This window comes from Pseudomonas sp. P5_A2_2 (assembly GCF_054177685.1).
Map to the genome: position 1 here is coordinate 1 of NZ_JBGCUL010000050.1, position 13,662 is coordinate 13,662.

Annotated in this window: 13 protein-coding genes and 2 pseudogenes; 10 read left to right on the top strand and 5 right to left on the bottom strand. The window is 58.2% G+C overall.

The genetic code is table 11. The features are described 5' to 3' along the window. Positions 1 to 472: 472 nt before the first annotated feature. A pseudogene (locus tag ACXRVY_RS06905) lies at positions 473 to 571 on the top strand (DUF6124 family protein); the annotation flags it as partial. A 166-nt stretch (positions 572 to 737) separates the two neighbouring features. Here ACXRVY_RS06905 and ACXRVY_RS06910 read toward each other — a convergent pair. The 4 genes and pseudogenes from ACXRVY_RS06910 to ACXRVY_RS06925 all read right to left on the bottom strand — a co-directional run. Continuing rightward, entirely contained in the window at positions 738 to 2,477 is a 1,740-nt protein-coding gene (locus ACXRVY_RS06910) for a dipeptidase (protein ID WP_458237156.1), read from the bottom strand. Positions 2,478 to 2,637: 160 nt separating this feature from the next. Further along, positions 2,638 to 2,937, bottom strand: a complete 300-nt coding sequence (locus ACXRVY_RS06915) for a hypothetical protein (RefSeq protein ID WP_457266274.1) — start codon at positions 2,935 to 2,937, stop codon at positions 2,638 to 2,640. A 240-nt stretch (positions 2,938 to 3,177) separates the two neighbouring features. Continuing rightward, positions 3,178 to 3,738, bottom strand: coding sequence for a lipid-binding SYLF domain-containing protein (locus tag ACXRVY_RS06920; RefSeq protein WP_457266273.1), 561 nt, complete (start codon positions 3,736 to 3,738; stop codon positions 3,178 to 3,180). Positions 3,739 to 4,686: 948 nt separating this feature from the next. Beyond that, positions 4,687 to 5,022, bottom strand: a pseudogene (locus ACXRVY_RS06925) (helix-turn-helix domain-containing protein); the annotation flags it as partial. 194 nt (positions 5,023 to 5,216) lie between these two features. On the opposite strand from ACXRVY_RS06925, the gene ACXRVY_RS06930 reads away from it, so the two are divergent. Continuing rightward, entirely contained in the window at positions 5,217 to 5,945 is a 729-nt protein-coding gene (locus ACXRVY_RS06930) for a helix-turn-helix transcriptional regulator (protein ID WP_223462818.1), read from the top strand. A 22-nt stretch (positions 5,946 to 5,967) separates the two neighbouring features. Here the strand turns inward: ACXRVY_RS06930 and ACXRVY_RS06935 are convergent, their stop codons facing one another. After that, positions 5,968 to 6,810 carry an acyl-homoserine-lactone synthase gene (locus ACXRVY_RS06935; protein ID WP_223462819.1) on the bottom strand — a complete coding sequence of 281 codons (843 nt, stop codon included), beginning with the start codon at positions 6,808 to 6,810 and terminating at the stop codon, positions 5,968 to 5,970. A gap of 262 nt (positions 6,811 to 7,072) precedes the next feature. Between ACXRVY_RS06935 and ACXRVY_RS06940 the strand changes: the two genes are divergently transcribed. The 8 genes from ACXRVY_RS06940 to ACXRVY_RS06975 form a co-directional block, all read left to right on the top strand. Beyond that, complete coding sequence (locus tag ACXRVY_RS06940; RefSeq protein WP_108217402.1) at positions 7,073 to 8,341, top strand: beta-ketoacyl-[acyl-carrier-protein] synthase family protein; 1,269 nt, start codon at positions 7,073 to 7,075, stop codon at positions 8,339 to 8,341. 2 nt (positions 8,342 to 8,343) lie between these two features. Further along, positions 8,344 to 9,150, top strand: a complete 807-nt coding sequence (locus ACXRVY_RS06945; protein WP_458237157.1) for a MaoC/PaaZ C-terminal domain-containing protein — start codon at positions 8,344 to 8,346, stop codon at positions 9,148 to 9,150. After that, on the top strand, positions 9,147 to 9,413 hold the full coding sequence (locus ACXRVY_RS06950) for an acyl carrier protein (protein WP_223462821.1): 267 nt from the start codon (positions 9,147 to 9,149) through the stop codon (positions 9,411 to 9,413). The genes ACXRVY_RS06945 and ACXRVY_RS06950 overlap by 4 nt, the downstream gene beginning before the upstream one ends. 35 nt (positions 9,414 to 9,448) lie before the next feature. Beyond that, positions 9,449 to 10,348, top strand: coding sequence for a diiron oxygenase (locus ACXRVY_RS06955; protein WP_223462822.1), 900 nt, complete (start codon positions 9,449 to 9,451; stop codon positions 10,346 to 10,348). Beyond that, positions 10,345 to 11,868, top strand: coding sequence for a phytoene desaturase family protein (locus tag ACXRVY_RS06960; RefSeq protein ID WP_223462823.1), 1,524 nt, complete (start codon positions 10,345 to 10,347; stop codon positions 11,866 to 11,868). The genes ACXRVY_RS06955 and ACXRVY_RS06960 overlap by 4 nt, the downstream gene beginning before the upstream one ends. Next, positions 11,865 to 12,704 carry an alpha/beta hydrolase gene (locus tag ACXRVY_RS06965; protein WP_108217407.1) on the top strand — a complete coding sequence of 280 codons (840 nt, stop codon included), beginning with the start codon at positions 11,865 to 11,867 and terminating at the stop codon, positions 12,702 to 12,704. The genes ACXRVY_RS06960 and ACXRVY_RS06965 overlap by 4 nt, the downstream gene beginning before the upstream one ends. A gap of 36 nt (positions 12,705 to 12,740) precedes the next feature. Continuing rightward, entirely contained in the window at positions 12,741 to 13,496 is a 756-nt protein-coding gene (locus ACXRVY_RS06970) for an SDR family NAD(P)-dependent oxidoreductase (protein ID WP_458237158.1), read from the top strand. 39 nt (positions 13,497 to 13,535) lie between these two features. Beyond that, a partial coding sequence (locus ACXRVY_RS06975; RefSeq protein WP_458237159.1) for an NAD(P)-binding protein occupies positions 13,536 to 13,662 on the top strand: 127 nt, incomplete at its 3' end.

Here is a 13,662-nt window from a genome sequence, read left to right on the forward strand (position 1 = left end):
GGCCATACTGGCCAGGGTCGGCCAAGGGTTGCCGGCAGCCTGGACCGGAACCTGAACGGCTGTGACTTCAGGTGCGAAAACAGGGGTTGAGGTCTTCATCTGTGTTGCTGATGCCGAGCCCACTGCCGCGAACGCGAACAGGCCGAAGAGCACCATCCGTGGGTCATGGAATTTCATGAATGAAGACAACCTCTGATTGATTTCTGGGCGTGTGGCCAACCGGTTGCGGGTTCGCGCTTAGCGAGCGGATGTGCCTATGCACATAGACCGATAAACAGGAAAAAGTTCTAGGGAGCCGCTGTTTAAATAGTTAACGGCGTCAGTGTGCGGCCCCTTTGAGGTTTGCTCTCTCGATGTCTGGTCTTGGCTGATTCTGTTGAAAAAGTCGGTCTGCTCAAACTGCCTGACCATTGACTGGTGAAAACGCCTTTTTTGCCCGCTTCTACGTGAAATCCGAGTCCGGAAGCCTCTGCTGGACGGTGGGTCGTGCAATGCGCTGCTGGGCATTTCCAACAGTGTGATGCTGGCGGAGATCACGGCGAACCGAGTGCTGGATCAAATCGATCCGTAGGAGCGAGCTTGCTCGCGATGGAGGCCAACGAGGACGCGGGAAACCAGACTTACCGCGGCGTCCTCTGGTTTTTCGCGAGCAGGCTCGCTCCTACAAGGGCCGGCATGTGACTTGGGAATGGGAGTGAAAGCAAAGGACCCGCCAGGGCGACGGGTCCGAAGGGGGATCAGAGTTTCGGCAATTGCCCGATGCGGCCCATCATCTCGGTCACGATCTGCAGGTCCAGCAGGAACTGCGCGGTGGTCTTGAACTCGTTGTCGTTGTGACCGGTGTATTTGACCTCCGGCATGGCCAGGCCGAACTGCACGCCGTTGGGCAGTTCATGCACGGACGTGGCGCCGGCGGAGGTGCCGAACTTGTGTTCCATGCCGAGGTTTTCGCTGGCCACCGCGAGCAGGGCCTTGACCCATTCACCCTCGGGGTTGCGGAACATCGGTTCGGCAATCGACAGGTCAAAGGTTGGTGCGATGCTGGTCTTCTTGCTCCAGGCGTCCAGTTTTCCGGCGATTTCGGATTTGAGCACTTCCGGCGTCTTGCCCTTCGGCACGCGCAGGTTGACCGCGAGTTTGAAGGCTTTGTCGTCCATCCCGACATAGGTCAGGGACGTGGTCAGCGGGCCCATGAATTCATCGGCAAAACCGACCCCCAACTTGCCACCCAGGTAGTCCAGCCCCCAGTTGTCGGCGGCGTAGCGGGCGGCGTCAGTGATCTGGTTGTGCTTGAGCGCGACCTTGCCGTCGAGGCTATTGATGAAGTCGAGCATCCTCGCCACCGGGTTGACGCCGGACTCGGGCTCGGAGGAGTGGGCGGACACACCGGTGACCGTCAGTTTGACGTCCTTGCCGTCGACTTTGGCGGCGACCTCGAAGTTGCCGCCATTGCGCTTGGCATAGTCGGTGCCGGCCTTTTGCAGGCTGACGGCCAGTTCGGCGGGCTTGTCGGTCACCAGGGTCGCGACCGATGTCGACGGAATCTGGTTGGTGGCCAGGCCGCCGGTCATCGAGGTGATTTGCGCACCTTTGCCTTGAGCCTTGCGTTTGGCGAAGCTGGCCATGACCGTGCCGTAGCCTTTCTCGGCGATCACTACCGGGTAGCCGCCATCCAGCGCCAGGTTGTAGTTGGGGGTCGGGTTGCGTTCGAAGTAGTAGGGGATGGCGTCGCCCGTTGTCTCTTCGGTGGTGTCGACCAGCAACTTGAAGTTGCGGGCCAGCGGCAGCTGCTCTTCCTTGATGATCTTCATGGCGTAGAGCGCCACCACGATGCCGTTCTTGTCATCCTCGGTGCCGCGGCCATACATGCGATCACCGATCAGGGTGACCTTGAACGGATCGAGGCGGGTGCCGTCCTGCAGCACCCAGTTTTCCGGCGTCACCGGCACCACATCGGCATGGGCGTGAATGCCCACGACTTCATCGCCAGCGCCTTCCAGGGAGATTTCATAGACGCGGTTATCGATGTTGCGAAAGTTCAGGTTGAACGCCCGGGCGAGGCCCTTGATCTTCTCGGCAATCTTGAGAAATTCAGGATTGTCGTGCTGGTCAACACCTTCCACGCGCACGGTTGGAATGGCCACCAGCTCCTTCAAGGTTTCGGTGGCCGCGCTGCCGTATTTCACACGGGCATAGAGGCCAAGCAGGCGATGGATTTCGTTTTGCTGCCCGGCGCTAAGCGTCTTGTTATCGAGGAATGCACGGATGGCCGGGCCGAGGTTGTCGGTTTTGGCGATATCGCTCTTGGACAAGTCGTCCAGGAACTGTCTGAAATCCTTGACCGATGCATCACTGAAGGTCTTGAGGATGATCGCGCTCTGTTGCGGCGTGTTGTTGGCGTGGGCAGCGGTGGTGAACGATGAAAGGCTGGCGAGCATAAGGCTGGTCGCAGCCAGGTGCTTGAGGGAAAAATCCATTGCTGGGGGCATTCCTTTGCAGGTGGTTTGTAAGAAATATCTGATCGTTTGATCAGAAACATTTGCAAACTACCACCACGAGCGTGTGAAACGGGAGCCCCTGAAGTGGGATCTGTCGCACAGAAATGCAAAAGCGGCGCAGAAATGAAAAAACGCTCTATCAATGCTTACATTCTGCCATCACCACTTGGCAGGTATTCGGCGTGCCGCCGGATCGGCCCGCATAGCGGATGCAATTATCCAGGGATTTCTGGCGAGCCATGTCCAGGGTCTCCGCCCAGGCGAGGCCGCCTTCGCCGACAGTCGGGAGGGCTTTTGCATAGCAGGTTGAACCCGTGTTTGGGGCGGGATAGCGAGCCGTGGCGGCTTTGCCTGAACATCCCGCTGTCAGTGCCAGGTCGATGGCGAGCAGGAAAAGCAGGATCCATGGCGAGCATTGGTGCGCAGTTTTCCCCGTCATCTCGGTTCCCCTGTAGCAAGAGGCGTATTTGAGATCGTACCTGGCCAGATCAGGGCTGAGGCACACTCTTTCTTTGAGCCTATCCTTGCGGCATCGATCCTGCTGCTCCTTTCGTCTGCTTCCCGATCATCAGCTACGTCCGTGCGCCAGGCGTGAGGACAGCCTGGCCTGAACGGGAAAACCCATCCGGGTTGGCATAGGCCGCCATTACGCTCCCGATGGTCAATCAAACGGCTGACGCTAGCGCTTGATCTGAGAAATCTTCGTTCCCTCGATGCTGACCCCCGCCATCAACCCTTGCTGGTCGAAGATGAACGCGTAGGCGTCGTCTTTGAGCGTCGAGCTGGACAGGTTCTTCGCAACCCCTGCATTCACTAAAACAACCGTTGGTCCTACACCGATTTCCCAGCCCTTGGTGTCGGCTACATATTTCACGGCTTTATCGGTCATCAGGAAAACCACATAGCCATACGATTGGGCGCCGATCTGCAGCCCCCATGAACCGCTGACGGAGTTGTAGTAACTCTCGACTTTCGAGCCTTTCATCAGTACGCCTTCGCCATAGCTGCCGCCGAACACAAGACCGGCCTTTATGATGTTCGGGAAAACAAGCACCGCTTTGGCGTTGTGCGAGATGGTTTCGGAAAAAGGATTAGTCTTGTAGAGCGTTTGCAACGCTTGTCGAGAGTCGGCATTCAGATCCACGGCGGTGGCCGCTCCTGCGGTGTTCAGGAGACCGGCCGATGCCAATGATGCCGTCACGAGGAAGATCAACAGGAAGAACCGCATTGATTGAGTCATTTGCCTACTCCGCTGAGGGAGCATTGGATGAGAGCAGTGGCAAGCGCCTGCGTCAGGCAGGAACCGAATCCGCTGAGGTTATCCGGCGCACCCTGAAGTGTGTGAATTGCAGGCATCGCTCTTGAATGAAGTTGGTTTGCGACCTTGGTCTGCGGCCACTGAACATTTGCGCTGCCATCATCTGTTGTGACCACAGCGTAATGGCCGGGTTCGCTGTCAGTTCTGCTTCTGGCCGCCAGTTTCATCTTGTGAAGGATTGAAATTGGTTCCTCACGCGCTCAATCCAGGCAGCAAAAGGCCCGCTCAATGGCGGGCCTTCTGTTTGGGGTCAAATCCTTTTGTTCATCCAATCTGCGCTCCATCTTGTGAGCGTTTCGTGAAAAACATGTCGTAGCAATGAAAAAGCCCGGCGTCGGCCGGGCTCTCTGTAGATGGGCCAAATCCYTTTGGCTGATGCCATTGTGCTGGGTGGATGTGACGACGATATGACAGGGCTGACACGAAGAGCTGATCGCTGTCGGGCTGGTCAATTTAGCGGAAGCTATAATTTTCTTGAGCAAATTATGGAACGCTTGTCGAGCGGCGAGATTTTCGCCAAACACCGGAAACGACAAAGCCCTGAATAATCAGGGCTTTGTTGTATAAAGATGGCGGAGGCGATGTCCGCTATTTTGACGTATTTTGAGTTCTATTGCTGTCTGATTGCTTGATAAAAAATCCTTATAAAGCATGTGGATACTTGATTTTTGTCTTTTGTATTCCAACTGATGTTACCGGAAGCCATCATCCAGGGTGTGGGCTGGAGTGTGGGCTGGAGCTGATTTGGATCAGGTCATCATCCTTAAAAAGATGATCTCTTGGAGGAGTCACCGATCACTTACGAAGAACTGCTTCGGCATGACGAGGTGATCGCTCAACTGCTCGATCTGGGCTGTAGCAAGTTGAGTGAATGTCGTTGGCGGCCCATATCCGCTGGACGCTGGCCGGTGAAATGCCGGCGACTCGAGCCATGCTTCGACAGCTCCAGCGAGGCTGACCGATACGCGGCTGAGTGACTTGCTCAAGGGTTCGTTTCAACGCTTCGGCCGGCAAGGATGGCTTGCGACCTTGTCCGGGCAGATCCACCAGGCCTTGCAGACGCAGCTCTTGAAAACGCTTGCACCAGCGCGTGACTGACACAACGCAGAGACCGGTCAACCGGGCAATCTCGTTGCGCGAACGGCCTTGAGCCGCCAGTAAAATCACCCGCGCCCGACGACCGTCGCGCTGACTGATCGTGGCCGAGCTGGATGGCGACGCGTTCTTCAACGCGGAGTTTGCCTTAGGTCATAGTCGAATATAGCCCGCCAGCGTACCGGAATTAACCGCCTTGTATGTCAGTGCTACGCACTCACGCGCCAGGTATAATGAAAAATCTTGCATTGTCTTCGCCGTTTCCGCAGAGTCGAGGTAATCCTGGAGGATAATGAGCTCATAACATGGATAGTCAATTCAAATACTCTGATTTCGTCCCGGCCGACGAGAGTCATTCAAGCGTCTGTTTACAATCCGAACTTGAAAACCTGTTGGGGGACCTTCAGGGATTAAGCTATGCCTACTTTGCTGTTCCTCGAAATCGTGAAGCGGCTCCCCTTATTGTTTCAAATTATCCATCGCCCTGGCTGAAAGCCTATAAGGGAGCCAACTATCATTTGATCGATCCGATCATTCATCACGGTCTTAAAAGTTGCGCGCCATTTTCTTGGAGTGATGCGCTCCAGGCCGTTTCCTGTGACAAGAGTCGGGAGTTGTTTCGACGTTCCAGCCAATACCGGATCTGCTCCGGCGCCACCTTTATCCTGCATGACCCCTGTGGAGTGTTCAGTTCGTTGAGTCTTTGCAACGGCGGGCAGCAAGCCGACTTCGATCGCCGCATGGCCGACCAGCAGGGGCAGATACAGATGGCACTGATCCGCTTTCATAGCCGACTGTTGAGCCTGCGGACGGTGGATGAACTGTTTTCCAAACTTCAGAGTGGGCCACTTTCGGGCAAGGAGATGGAGGTGCTCAAGTGGGTGATGATGGGCAAGTCCTACCGGGAAATCGCGCTGATCTGCGCGATTTCCGAGCGTACGGTCAAATTTCACATGTCCAACATTTCCGGAAAACTGCAGGTCTGCAATGCCAAGCAGGCGGTTTATGAGGCTCAGCGCCAAGGCATCCTCTGATTCAGGCGCTGATCCGCTTGGGCTAACCGAGCGGTGTGTCGCGGATGTGCAGACGATGCGGCCACTGGCTTGCCTGCGTGGATGACAAGGGTTGCTTGCGCGCAATACTGGACATCAGCCGCTGACGATTGAACTCGGTTACCGGCATGTTCAGCAGCAGCACCTTTTCCCCCGGAGAGGCTTCGCCGGTATCCAGCACTTCATAGTGCCAGCCGGCGTTGCGTACGACCCGTCCCATGGCATTGCTGACCACGGTGATGATCGATTCCAGGCCACTGCCTGCGGCATAGTTGTGCATGCAAAAAAGCAGCATTTCGGTCAGCGGTACCTGGGCCAGGCCGTGTTGGCGTGATCGGACCTTGTCGACGAAGAAGCGACTGGACTCGGCCATCAGCGCGTGCTTGGGCGGCTCGCAGCGGAAAAAATCACGGAACGGCCCTTCGACCATATAGGGATCCAGAGTGCTGATCAGGCGCAGGCCGGCCAAGGGGACACCCTCCCAGGTACCGATCAGGTAGGTCGTCCGCTCGCTGTCGTATTCATCGAACTCGATGCCGTTATTTATATTGACCTTCCAACTTAAACGATCAGCGAATACTTCCTTGCGCAGGCGATACAAGTCGGCGACCCAAGCGTGGGGCGTCGCACTATAGTCAAGCGCGTGAAACTCGATAGCTTTCATGTTATTAACGTTCTTCCATGGGAACTGGTACTTAAGTACTAAGTGGTGCGGCTCGTACAGGTCGCGGGGAATGAACTTCCGGGTACGAAAAATCAATCGCGCGACCATTGTTAGTTTATCAATGTCCGCCCAGCGGCAACCTGTACTTAGGTGCAGTTGCAGGTTGCATAATTTGATTTTCATCGCGCTATCTGTACCTAGATACAGTTGTTCTCTCTGGGTAACTACGGCAACTTATGCCGGGCAGTGGTTAAGCCCCCTATGACGCCGCAGCGCTGAACATTCTCAATGTTGGACAAATGTTCCAGCCAAGGCGTCATGGCTTGTACTTGCGAGTGCTCCACTTGCCTATATCGCCGAACATGCCAATGACAGTCTGAGCGTCTGGATCAGGCTTCTTCACGCTGTGCGGCATTCCAGTCAAGACATCGAAACAGGGAAGATCATGGAAAAGTCCGCTTCTTCAGAACCGCGCCGGGTCGTTGTAACCGGTTATGGCGCCATCTGCTCGCTCGGCGAGAATGTCGACGCTATCTGGGACGCAATGATGGATTACCAGGTCGGTTACCGTCAGCACAGGTTCGACGATCCGAGCATCCATGCGCGTTACTTTGGCTTTATCGATGACTTCGGTCGTGAAGCGATGCGTCCGTTTTCGAAGAAAATCTCCAAGATGTTGCCGTTGTTCGCCAAATACAGCCTGGTGGCCACCCACGAGGCGATCCGCATGGCGTTCGGTGATACGCCCCTGGATGAGATCGTCTCGCCCTTTGATCGCGGCGTGATCCTGGGCACCGGTTGGGGTGGGCTCGACACCGCCAACTGCAATAACAACGAATACCGTAAGCACGGCATCTCCACTTCCTTCGCCACCGTCATGTCGATGTGCAATGCCGCAACCGCCGGTATCACCATGAACTGGAACATGCGTGGTATCCAGAACAGCCCGGTTGCAGCCTGCGCCACGGGCACCATCGCCATTGGTGAGGCTTACGAGGCGATTCGCAGCGGCCGCGCCAAGGTGATGATCGCTGGTGGCAGTGAGTCCTTGAAAGAGCAGTTCAACGTCTGGTCGGTGGATGTCATCCAGGCCCTGAGCAAAGAGCAGGAAAACACGCGCCTGGCCTGCTGCCCGTTCAGCAAGGGACGCAGCGGCTTCGTGCTCTCCGAGGGCGCGGCTGTGTTATGCCTGGAGGACTATGAGTCGGCCCGGGCACGGGGCGTGAAGATTCTCGGCGAGATCACCGGCTACGCTAACTATTCGGACGCCTACGACATGACAGCCCCGGCCGAAGACATGCAGGCCCGGGTACGGGTGATCAATGACGTCTGCAAGCAGGCAGGCGTGCAGGCATCGCAGATCGACTACGTCAACCTGCACGGCACCTCGACACCGCTCAACGATGTCAACGAAACCCGCTCGATCAAGCTGGCCCTGGGGGACGCCGCATACGGCATTCCGATGTCCAGCACCAAGTCCTACACCGGCCACCTGATCGGTGCCGCCGGTTCCATGGAGGCGGTCTTCTGCCTCAAGGCCATGGCCCGTGGCACCATCCCGGCGACTATCCACATGGATGAGGCCGATCCTGACTGCGACCTCAACTACGTGCCCAACGAGCATCTGCATGGGCAGACCCTGAATAACGTGCTGAACCTGAGCTTCGGCTTCGGTGGTGCCAACGCCGGCATCATGCTGCGCAAGGTGGTCTGATCATGCAGTTGCAATTCGGAGCCGAGCAGATCGAGGCCTGGGCCGGCCTCTCCGGTGATCGCAACCCGATCCACTTCGACCGTGAGGCGGCGCGCCGCATGGACGCAGCCGATGTGGTGGTGCATGGCATGCTCGCGCTACTGCCGGTCAAGCATCGCATGGGGCGCGTCAATCAGGTGCTGCCCCAGGACTGGATGCAGTTCAAGGCGCTGCTCAAGGCTCCGGTGCTGCGCGACAGCCCGGTAGCCCTGTCGACCCGCGAGCGCAGCGACAGCACGGGGTTCAAGTTGCACTCGAGCGGCGGCGACAGTGAACACATGATCGGCCATGTACGTATCGTCGAAGCGCCGGTCTGGTTATCCACAACCCCGGGCTTCCTGCTGGCACGCGAGGAGGTCGCGGCCTGGCTCGCACAGTTTCGTGATGACCTGGGCCGGGGGGTCGATGATTGGGTCGCGCTCGATGCACTGATCTTTTCCCACTTCATTCGTAACCATCTGGGAGTGATCTTCGATTGCCTGTCCCCGCMGTTCCGTCAACGACAGCGGCCGGAGCGGCTTGAGGAACTGTCTGATCACCTGGTGGTGCAGACCAGTCACCAGATCACCTTCTGCACGTCGCTGCGCTCGCTGGGCAAGTTGCAGACCGATATTCGCTGTGAGATCGACAACATCCACCTGATTGAAAGCCCAGGCAAGGCCGTGGGCACCCTCGATCTTGGGGTGCATGTCAGCGATCGCCACGTGATGACCATCACTCTCGGGCTGATGGCAAAGACACTTTCAACCCACCAAGGAGCTGTGCAATGACCACTGTAGAGAAAGTATTTACTGTTGTTCGCGACCTCATTCTGGAACTCAAGGATGTCGACGAAAACGATGTGACCCTCGATACCAACATCGAATCGATGGCGTTCGATAGCCTGGACTTCGTCGAGATGCAGCTGGTGGTGCAGAAGAAGATCGGCGTGGCGCTGGATCCCGATTCGTTCGCCAGCCGCAAGATTTCCACGCTGCGCCAGCTGTGCGAGTTCGTGGTCGAGTTCAAGGAATCGGCCGCCGTCCCTGCCTGACTGGCAGGGCTACCGTTACGGATAGGAGCAAGGGAATGCCCACGCAGACCAATAGTGTATTCACCATTTCAGAAGCAAGGGAATCGAAGGTCCGCAAGCTGAGCGAGGTCTCGCACCACAAGACCATGGACCACGCGACCGTATTGCCCTGGGACCAGGAGGTCGATCGCAGCCTGTACCCGAAGGACCCCGATCATCTGTGGATCAACGGCACTCGTTTCTGTGAAGGCCTGAGCGAGGCACAGAAGCTGGAACTGGCCTGGCTGGAAACCGGCCGTGACATCTCCATGTTCATCTGGCTGGAGCAGACTATTCCGCCGCTGTACATGGGTTATGTCACCCAATTCCACGATCGCATCTCCCAGGACCTGCAGGAGTACCTGATGATCTTCTCCAAGGAGGAGATCGTTCACACCCTGACCTTCAAGCGCTTCATGGGCAAGGCCGGCCTGCAATTGTGGAACCCGCCGGTGGGTCTCTACGAATTGCTGACCGAGACACTGCCGAAAATGGAGCCCGCGGTGGGCGTGCTGTTCACTCTGCTGATCGAGTGGGTCGCGGAAATGGGTGCGATGCACACGTCCCAGGGCCCAGGCATCGAACCTATGACCCGTACCATGTTCCGTGAGCATCATCATGACGAGGCCCGGCACATCGCCTTCGGTCGCTGGATCAGCGAGTCGTTCTTTGAAACGGCCAGCCCGGAGTCCATCGCCCAGGTGAAGGCCATGAGTCGCAGAATCATTCCGGCGTTGATCGACATGTTCACCTATAACCCGGAAATCGCCCGGCACACCTCGTTTGAGTTTCCGATCGCGGTGGATGACAAGGCGAAGATCGAGGAGGTCTGGCGCTCGGCCCACAACGCCCGGCTCAATGCCATGCGCTTTGCCGAGATCTACGCCTGGGTCGACAAGTTGGGGCTGCGCCAATGAGCCAGCCGTCCTGGGATGCGATCTTCGTCGGTGCCGGGATCACCAGCCTGGCCTGTGCGGCCATGCTGGTCAAACGTGACCCCGGGGTGCGCTTGCTGGTAGTCGACAAGCATATTGTTGTCGGCGGGTATGCCTCCACGTTCAGTCGGCCGAAACAGGACGCGGTGTTCGACTGCAGCCTGCATAAGCTCAGTGGCATGGCCGAGGGCGGCAACCTGATCCGTATCCTGCGTAATCTGGAGCTGGAAGAGACACTGGACCTGGTCTATCCCCAGGACTACTTCTGCGCCTACCAGGACGGCATGGCGCTGCCGCTGGCCAATGACGCGGACGGTGTGCAACAGCTGTTGGTCGAGCGCTTTCCCCATCAGGCCGAGGCCATCGCGACCTTCTTCGAGCACGTTCGAACTTACGGGCGCAACGGCTACTACCAGTTCCAGATGCTGGACGGCACCTTTGAGCCGGACATGGCCCAGTTGCGTTTCGCGCATCGCAACCTGAAGCACAAGACCGTGCGTCAGGCGTTGCACGAGCTGTTCGACGATCCGTACCTGATCGAGATCCTGGCGGCACCGGGAATCTACGTCGGTGGCTACTCGGAAGACCTGGGCTACCTGTACTACCTGCATGTGGTGTACGCCACGCTCAACCGTGGCAACGCCTATGTCAAGGGCTCCTCCCAGCACCTGTCCAATCTGCTGGCGCAGCGGATTGAACAGGCCGGTGGGCAGATCCTGCTCAGCACAGGTGTCGATGGGGTGCTCACCGATGGGCAAGGCAATGCCACGGGCGTCAGCACCAATCGTGGCGTATTCCATTCTTCGCGGGTGTACATCAACGCTTCACCGCACTACGCGGTGCAGTCGCTGTTCGCGGCGGATGTGGAGCTGGCGGCCACTCGGGAGAAACTCACCGCGCTGAAACCGGCACGCTCGACCACCACGGTGTACCTGGTGACCGACCTGCCACCGGCGCAACTTGGCCTGTTGCATAGCGAATCGATGCTGTTCGCCGGTGATCCGGCGGCAGGCGCCGAGCTGCGCATGGCCGCCGAACGCAGCGGTTATGAGGCGGCGCTCAGTGAGCGGGCATTCTGGGAGATGTCGCCGATCGAGGTCACCAACTATCACGCCCTGGACCCGGCTGCGGGCCTGGTGGTGTGTATCAACGTGCTCGACTCGATCGCCCATTGGCCGCAGCGCCGCACAGCGCAATACCGCGCCAAGAAACAACGGGCCAGCGACACCCTGGTGGAGCGTCTGTTGAGCCAGGTGCCGGGGCTGCGCGGACATGTGCTGCATACCGAGGTTGCCACGCCCCACACCTATGTGCGCTTCACCAACAACACCGACGGTTCGGGTTATGGGGCGATGGTGGGTACCGATCTCAGCGGCCATGTATTCCATCACGGCTTCCCGGTGCAGGGCGTGCAGTTCCTCAGCGCCTGGGTGGCGGGTCCCAGTTACGAAGCGGCATTCGGTTATGCCGAGATGAAGGCCAGACAATGGAAGCGAGCATGAGCAAAAACGAGCAATCGACCGGTTGGCTGGGTGTCGCCATTTCCAAGCTGTTCATCCGGACAATGTTCCGCCAGGTACAAGGCTGGAAGCGCGACGTGCCAAGTCGTGCGGCAGGCTTTGTCGAAGTCGCACGCGACGGCAGCCGGCTCGAGGGGGCGTCCCTGCGCACCACCGCCATGCACCCTCGGGGCGTGGTGCTCTTGTGCCATCCGTTCCTCAAGTACGGCATGCATTACTTTTTCGAGAACAAACTGGATCAGGCGTTTCTCGACCAGGGTTATCACGTGGTCGCCTTCAACTTCAAAGGCTTCGGCCGCAGCACCATCGGCGGCCACGCGTTTGCCGACGATGTGCTGGCGATTGCCCGGCGAGTGATCCGGGACAACCCCGGCCTGCCCATCCACCTGGTGGGCTGTTCGTTTGGCGGCTATCACCTGTCCCATGCCCTGGCGCGCGATACCACGCCCTTTACCTCGGCGGTGCTGGACAGTGTGCCGGTTTCGGTGCGCAGCTACTTCACCCGCGGACCGCTGCGACTCGCTATGCGCTGGATCAGCGGCAGCCGTCTGGCGGTCCCCACGGGGACCTGTGCCATTGATCACTCGTTGCAGGGCGTGCGCGATCTACCGATCGCCTATTTCTACGGGCTCAACGACCGCTTTATCCCGGCTGCCAGCGTGGCGGGGCTCAGCCTGGATTGCGAGGCGCTACATATGGTCGGTTTCGAGGGCTGTCGTCACTTGGAAAACCACAAGAAGCATCGGGACCGCTACTTCGAGGAAATCTTCGATTTCTTCAATCGTGCAGAAGCTCAAACACCCGTCGTGCCCGCGTAACAACGGCAAGGACCATCAGGCTAAAGGATGTAGATCATGGATGTTCAGCAGTCTTCAAACGGCAAATGGGTGCTGGTCAGTGGCGGCAGTCGTGGCATTGGACGCGCACTGGTCTCGGCCCTGGCACGGGAAGGGTATCAGGTCGCTTTCACCTACCAGTCCTCGGCCGACGCGGCTTTGCAACTGGAGCGGGAAGTGGCGGCCAGCGGTGGCTGGGCCCTTGGGCATGCCTGTGACGGGCGGGACCACGGTTCGGTCGAGGCGGTGTGTGCACAGTTGGTGGAGACCCTCGGCGAGCCCTACGGCTTGATCAACAACATGGGGGTGACCGGCGATCAGCTGTTGCTGAAGTTCGATATCGAGCGTTACCGCGATGTGGTTGCGACCAACCTCGATTCGGCGGTGTATTTCAGTAAATGCCTGGCGCCGGCGATGGCCGCCGAGCGTCGCGGCAAGATCTTGCACATGTCCTCCGTCAGTGGGTTCAAGGGTAACAAGGGACAGTTGAGTTATTCAGCGACCAAGGCGGCGATGATCGGCATTACCAAGACCATGKCCCTGGAATTGGCGCGGTTCAAGATCAACGTCAACGCCATCGCCCCAGGTTTCATTGCCACGGAGATGGTCGAGCAGATCGCCGACCCGGTGCGCAAGTCGATCACTGACACCATCCCCCTCAGGCGCTTCGGTGAAGTGCGTGAAGTGGCGGCCTTGGCCAGCTTTCTGCTGTCGACCCGGGCCGACTACATCACCGGTCAGACATTCGTAATCGACGGCGGCCTGACGGTCTGATTTAGCTGTCCGGATCTGGCCGCAGAGCCTGGAAATGTAATGAATCAAGAATACGATACCGTTTTCGTCGGCGCGGGCCTTGGCGCGCTGGCGAGTGCCAGCCTTATGGCGCAGCGAGGCCAGAAGGTACTGGTGGTGGAAAAGCACAATGTACCCGGCGGTTATG

Excerpts from the sequence above, each read along its gene's own strand:
- ACXRVY_RS06940 (WP_108217402.1), top strand. The coding sequence starts at position 7,073 with ATGGAAAAGTCCGCTTCTTCAGAACCGCGCCGGGTCGTTGTAACCGGT.
- ACXRVY_RS06935 (WP_223462819.1), bottom strand. The coding sequence starts at position 6,810 with ATGAAAATCAAATTATGCAACCTGCAACTGCACCTAAGTACAGGTTGC.
- ACXRVY_RS06915 (WP_457266274.1), bottom strand. The coding sequence starts at position 2,937 with ATGACGGGGAAAACTGCGCACCAATGCTCGCCATGGATCCTGCTTTTC.
- ACXRVY_RS06930 (WP_223462818.1), top strand. The coding sequence starts at position 5,217 with ATGGATAGTCAATTCAAATACTCTGATTTCGTCCCGGCCGACGAGAGT.
- ACXRVY_RS06950 (WP_223462821.1), top strand. The coding sequence starts at position 9,147 with ATGACCACTGTAGAGAAAGTATTTACTGTTGTTCGCGACCTCATTCTG.
- ACXRVY_RS06955 (WP_223462822.1), top strand. The coding sequence starts at position 9,449 with ATGCCCACGCAGACCAATAGTGTATTCACCATTTCAGAAGCAAGGGAA.
- ACXRVY_RS06965 (WP_108217407.1), top strand. The coding sequence starts at position 11,865 with ATGAGCAAAAACGAGCAATCGACCGGTTGGCTGGGTGTCGCCATTTCC.
- ACXRVY_RS06920 (WP_457266273.1), bottom strand. The coding sequence starts at position 3,738 with ATGACTCAATCAATGCGGTTCTTCCTGTTGATCTTCCTCGTGACGGCA.
- ACXRVY_RS06960 (WP_223462823.1), top strand. The coding sequence starts at position 10,345 with ATGAGCCAGCCGTCCTGGGATGCGATCTTCGTCGGTGCCGGGATCACC.
- ACXRVY_RS06910 (WP_458237156.1), bottom strand. The coding sequence starts at position 2,477 with ATGGATTTTTCCCTCAAGCACCTGGCTGCGACCAGCCTTATGCTCGCC.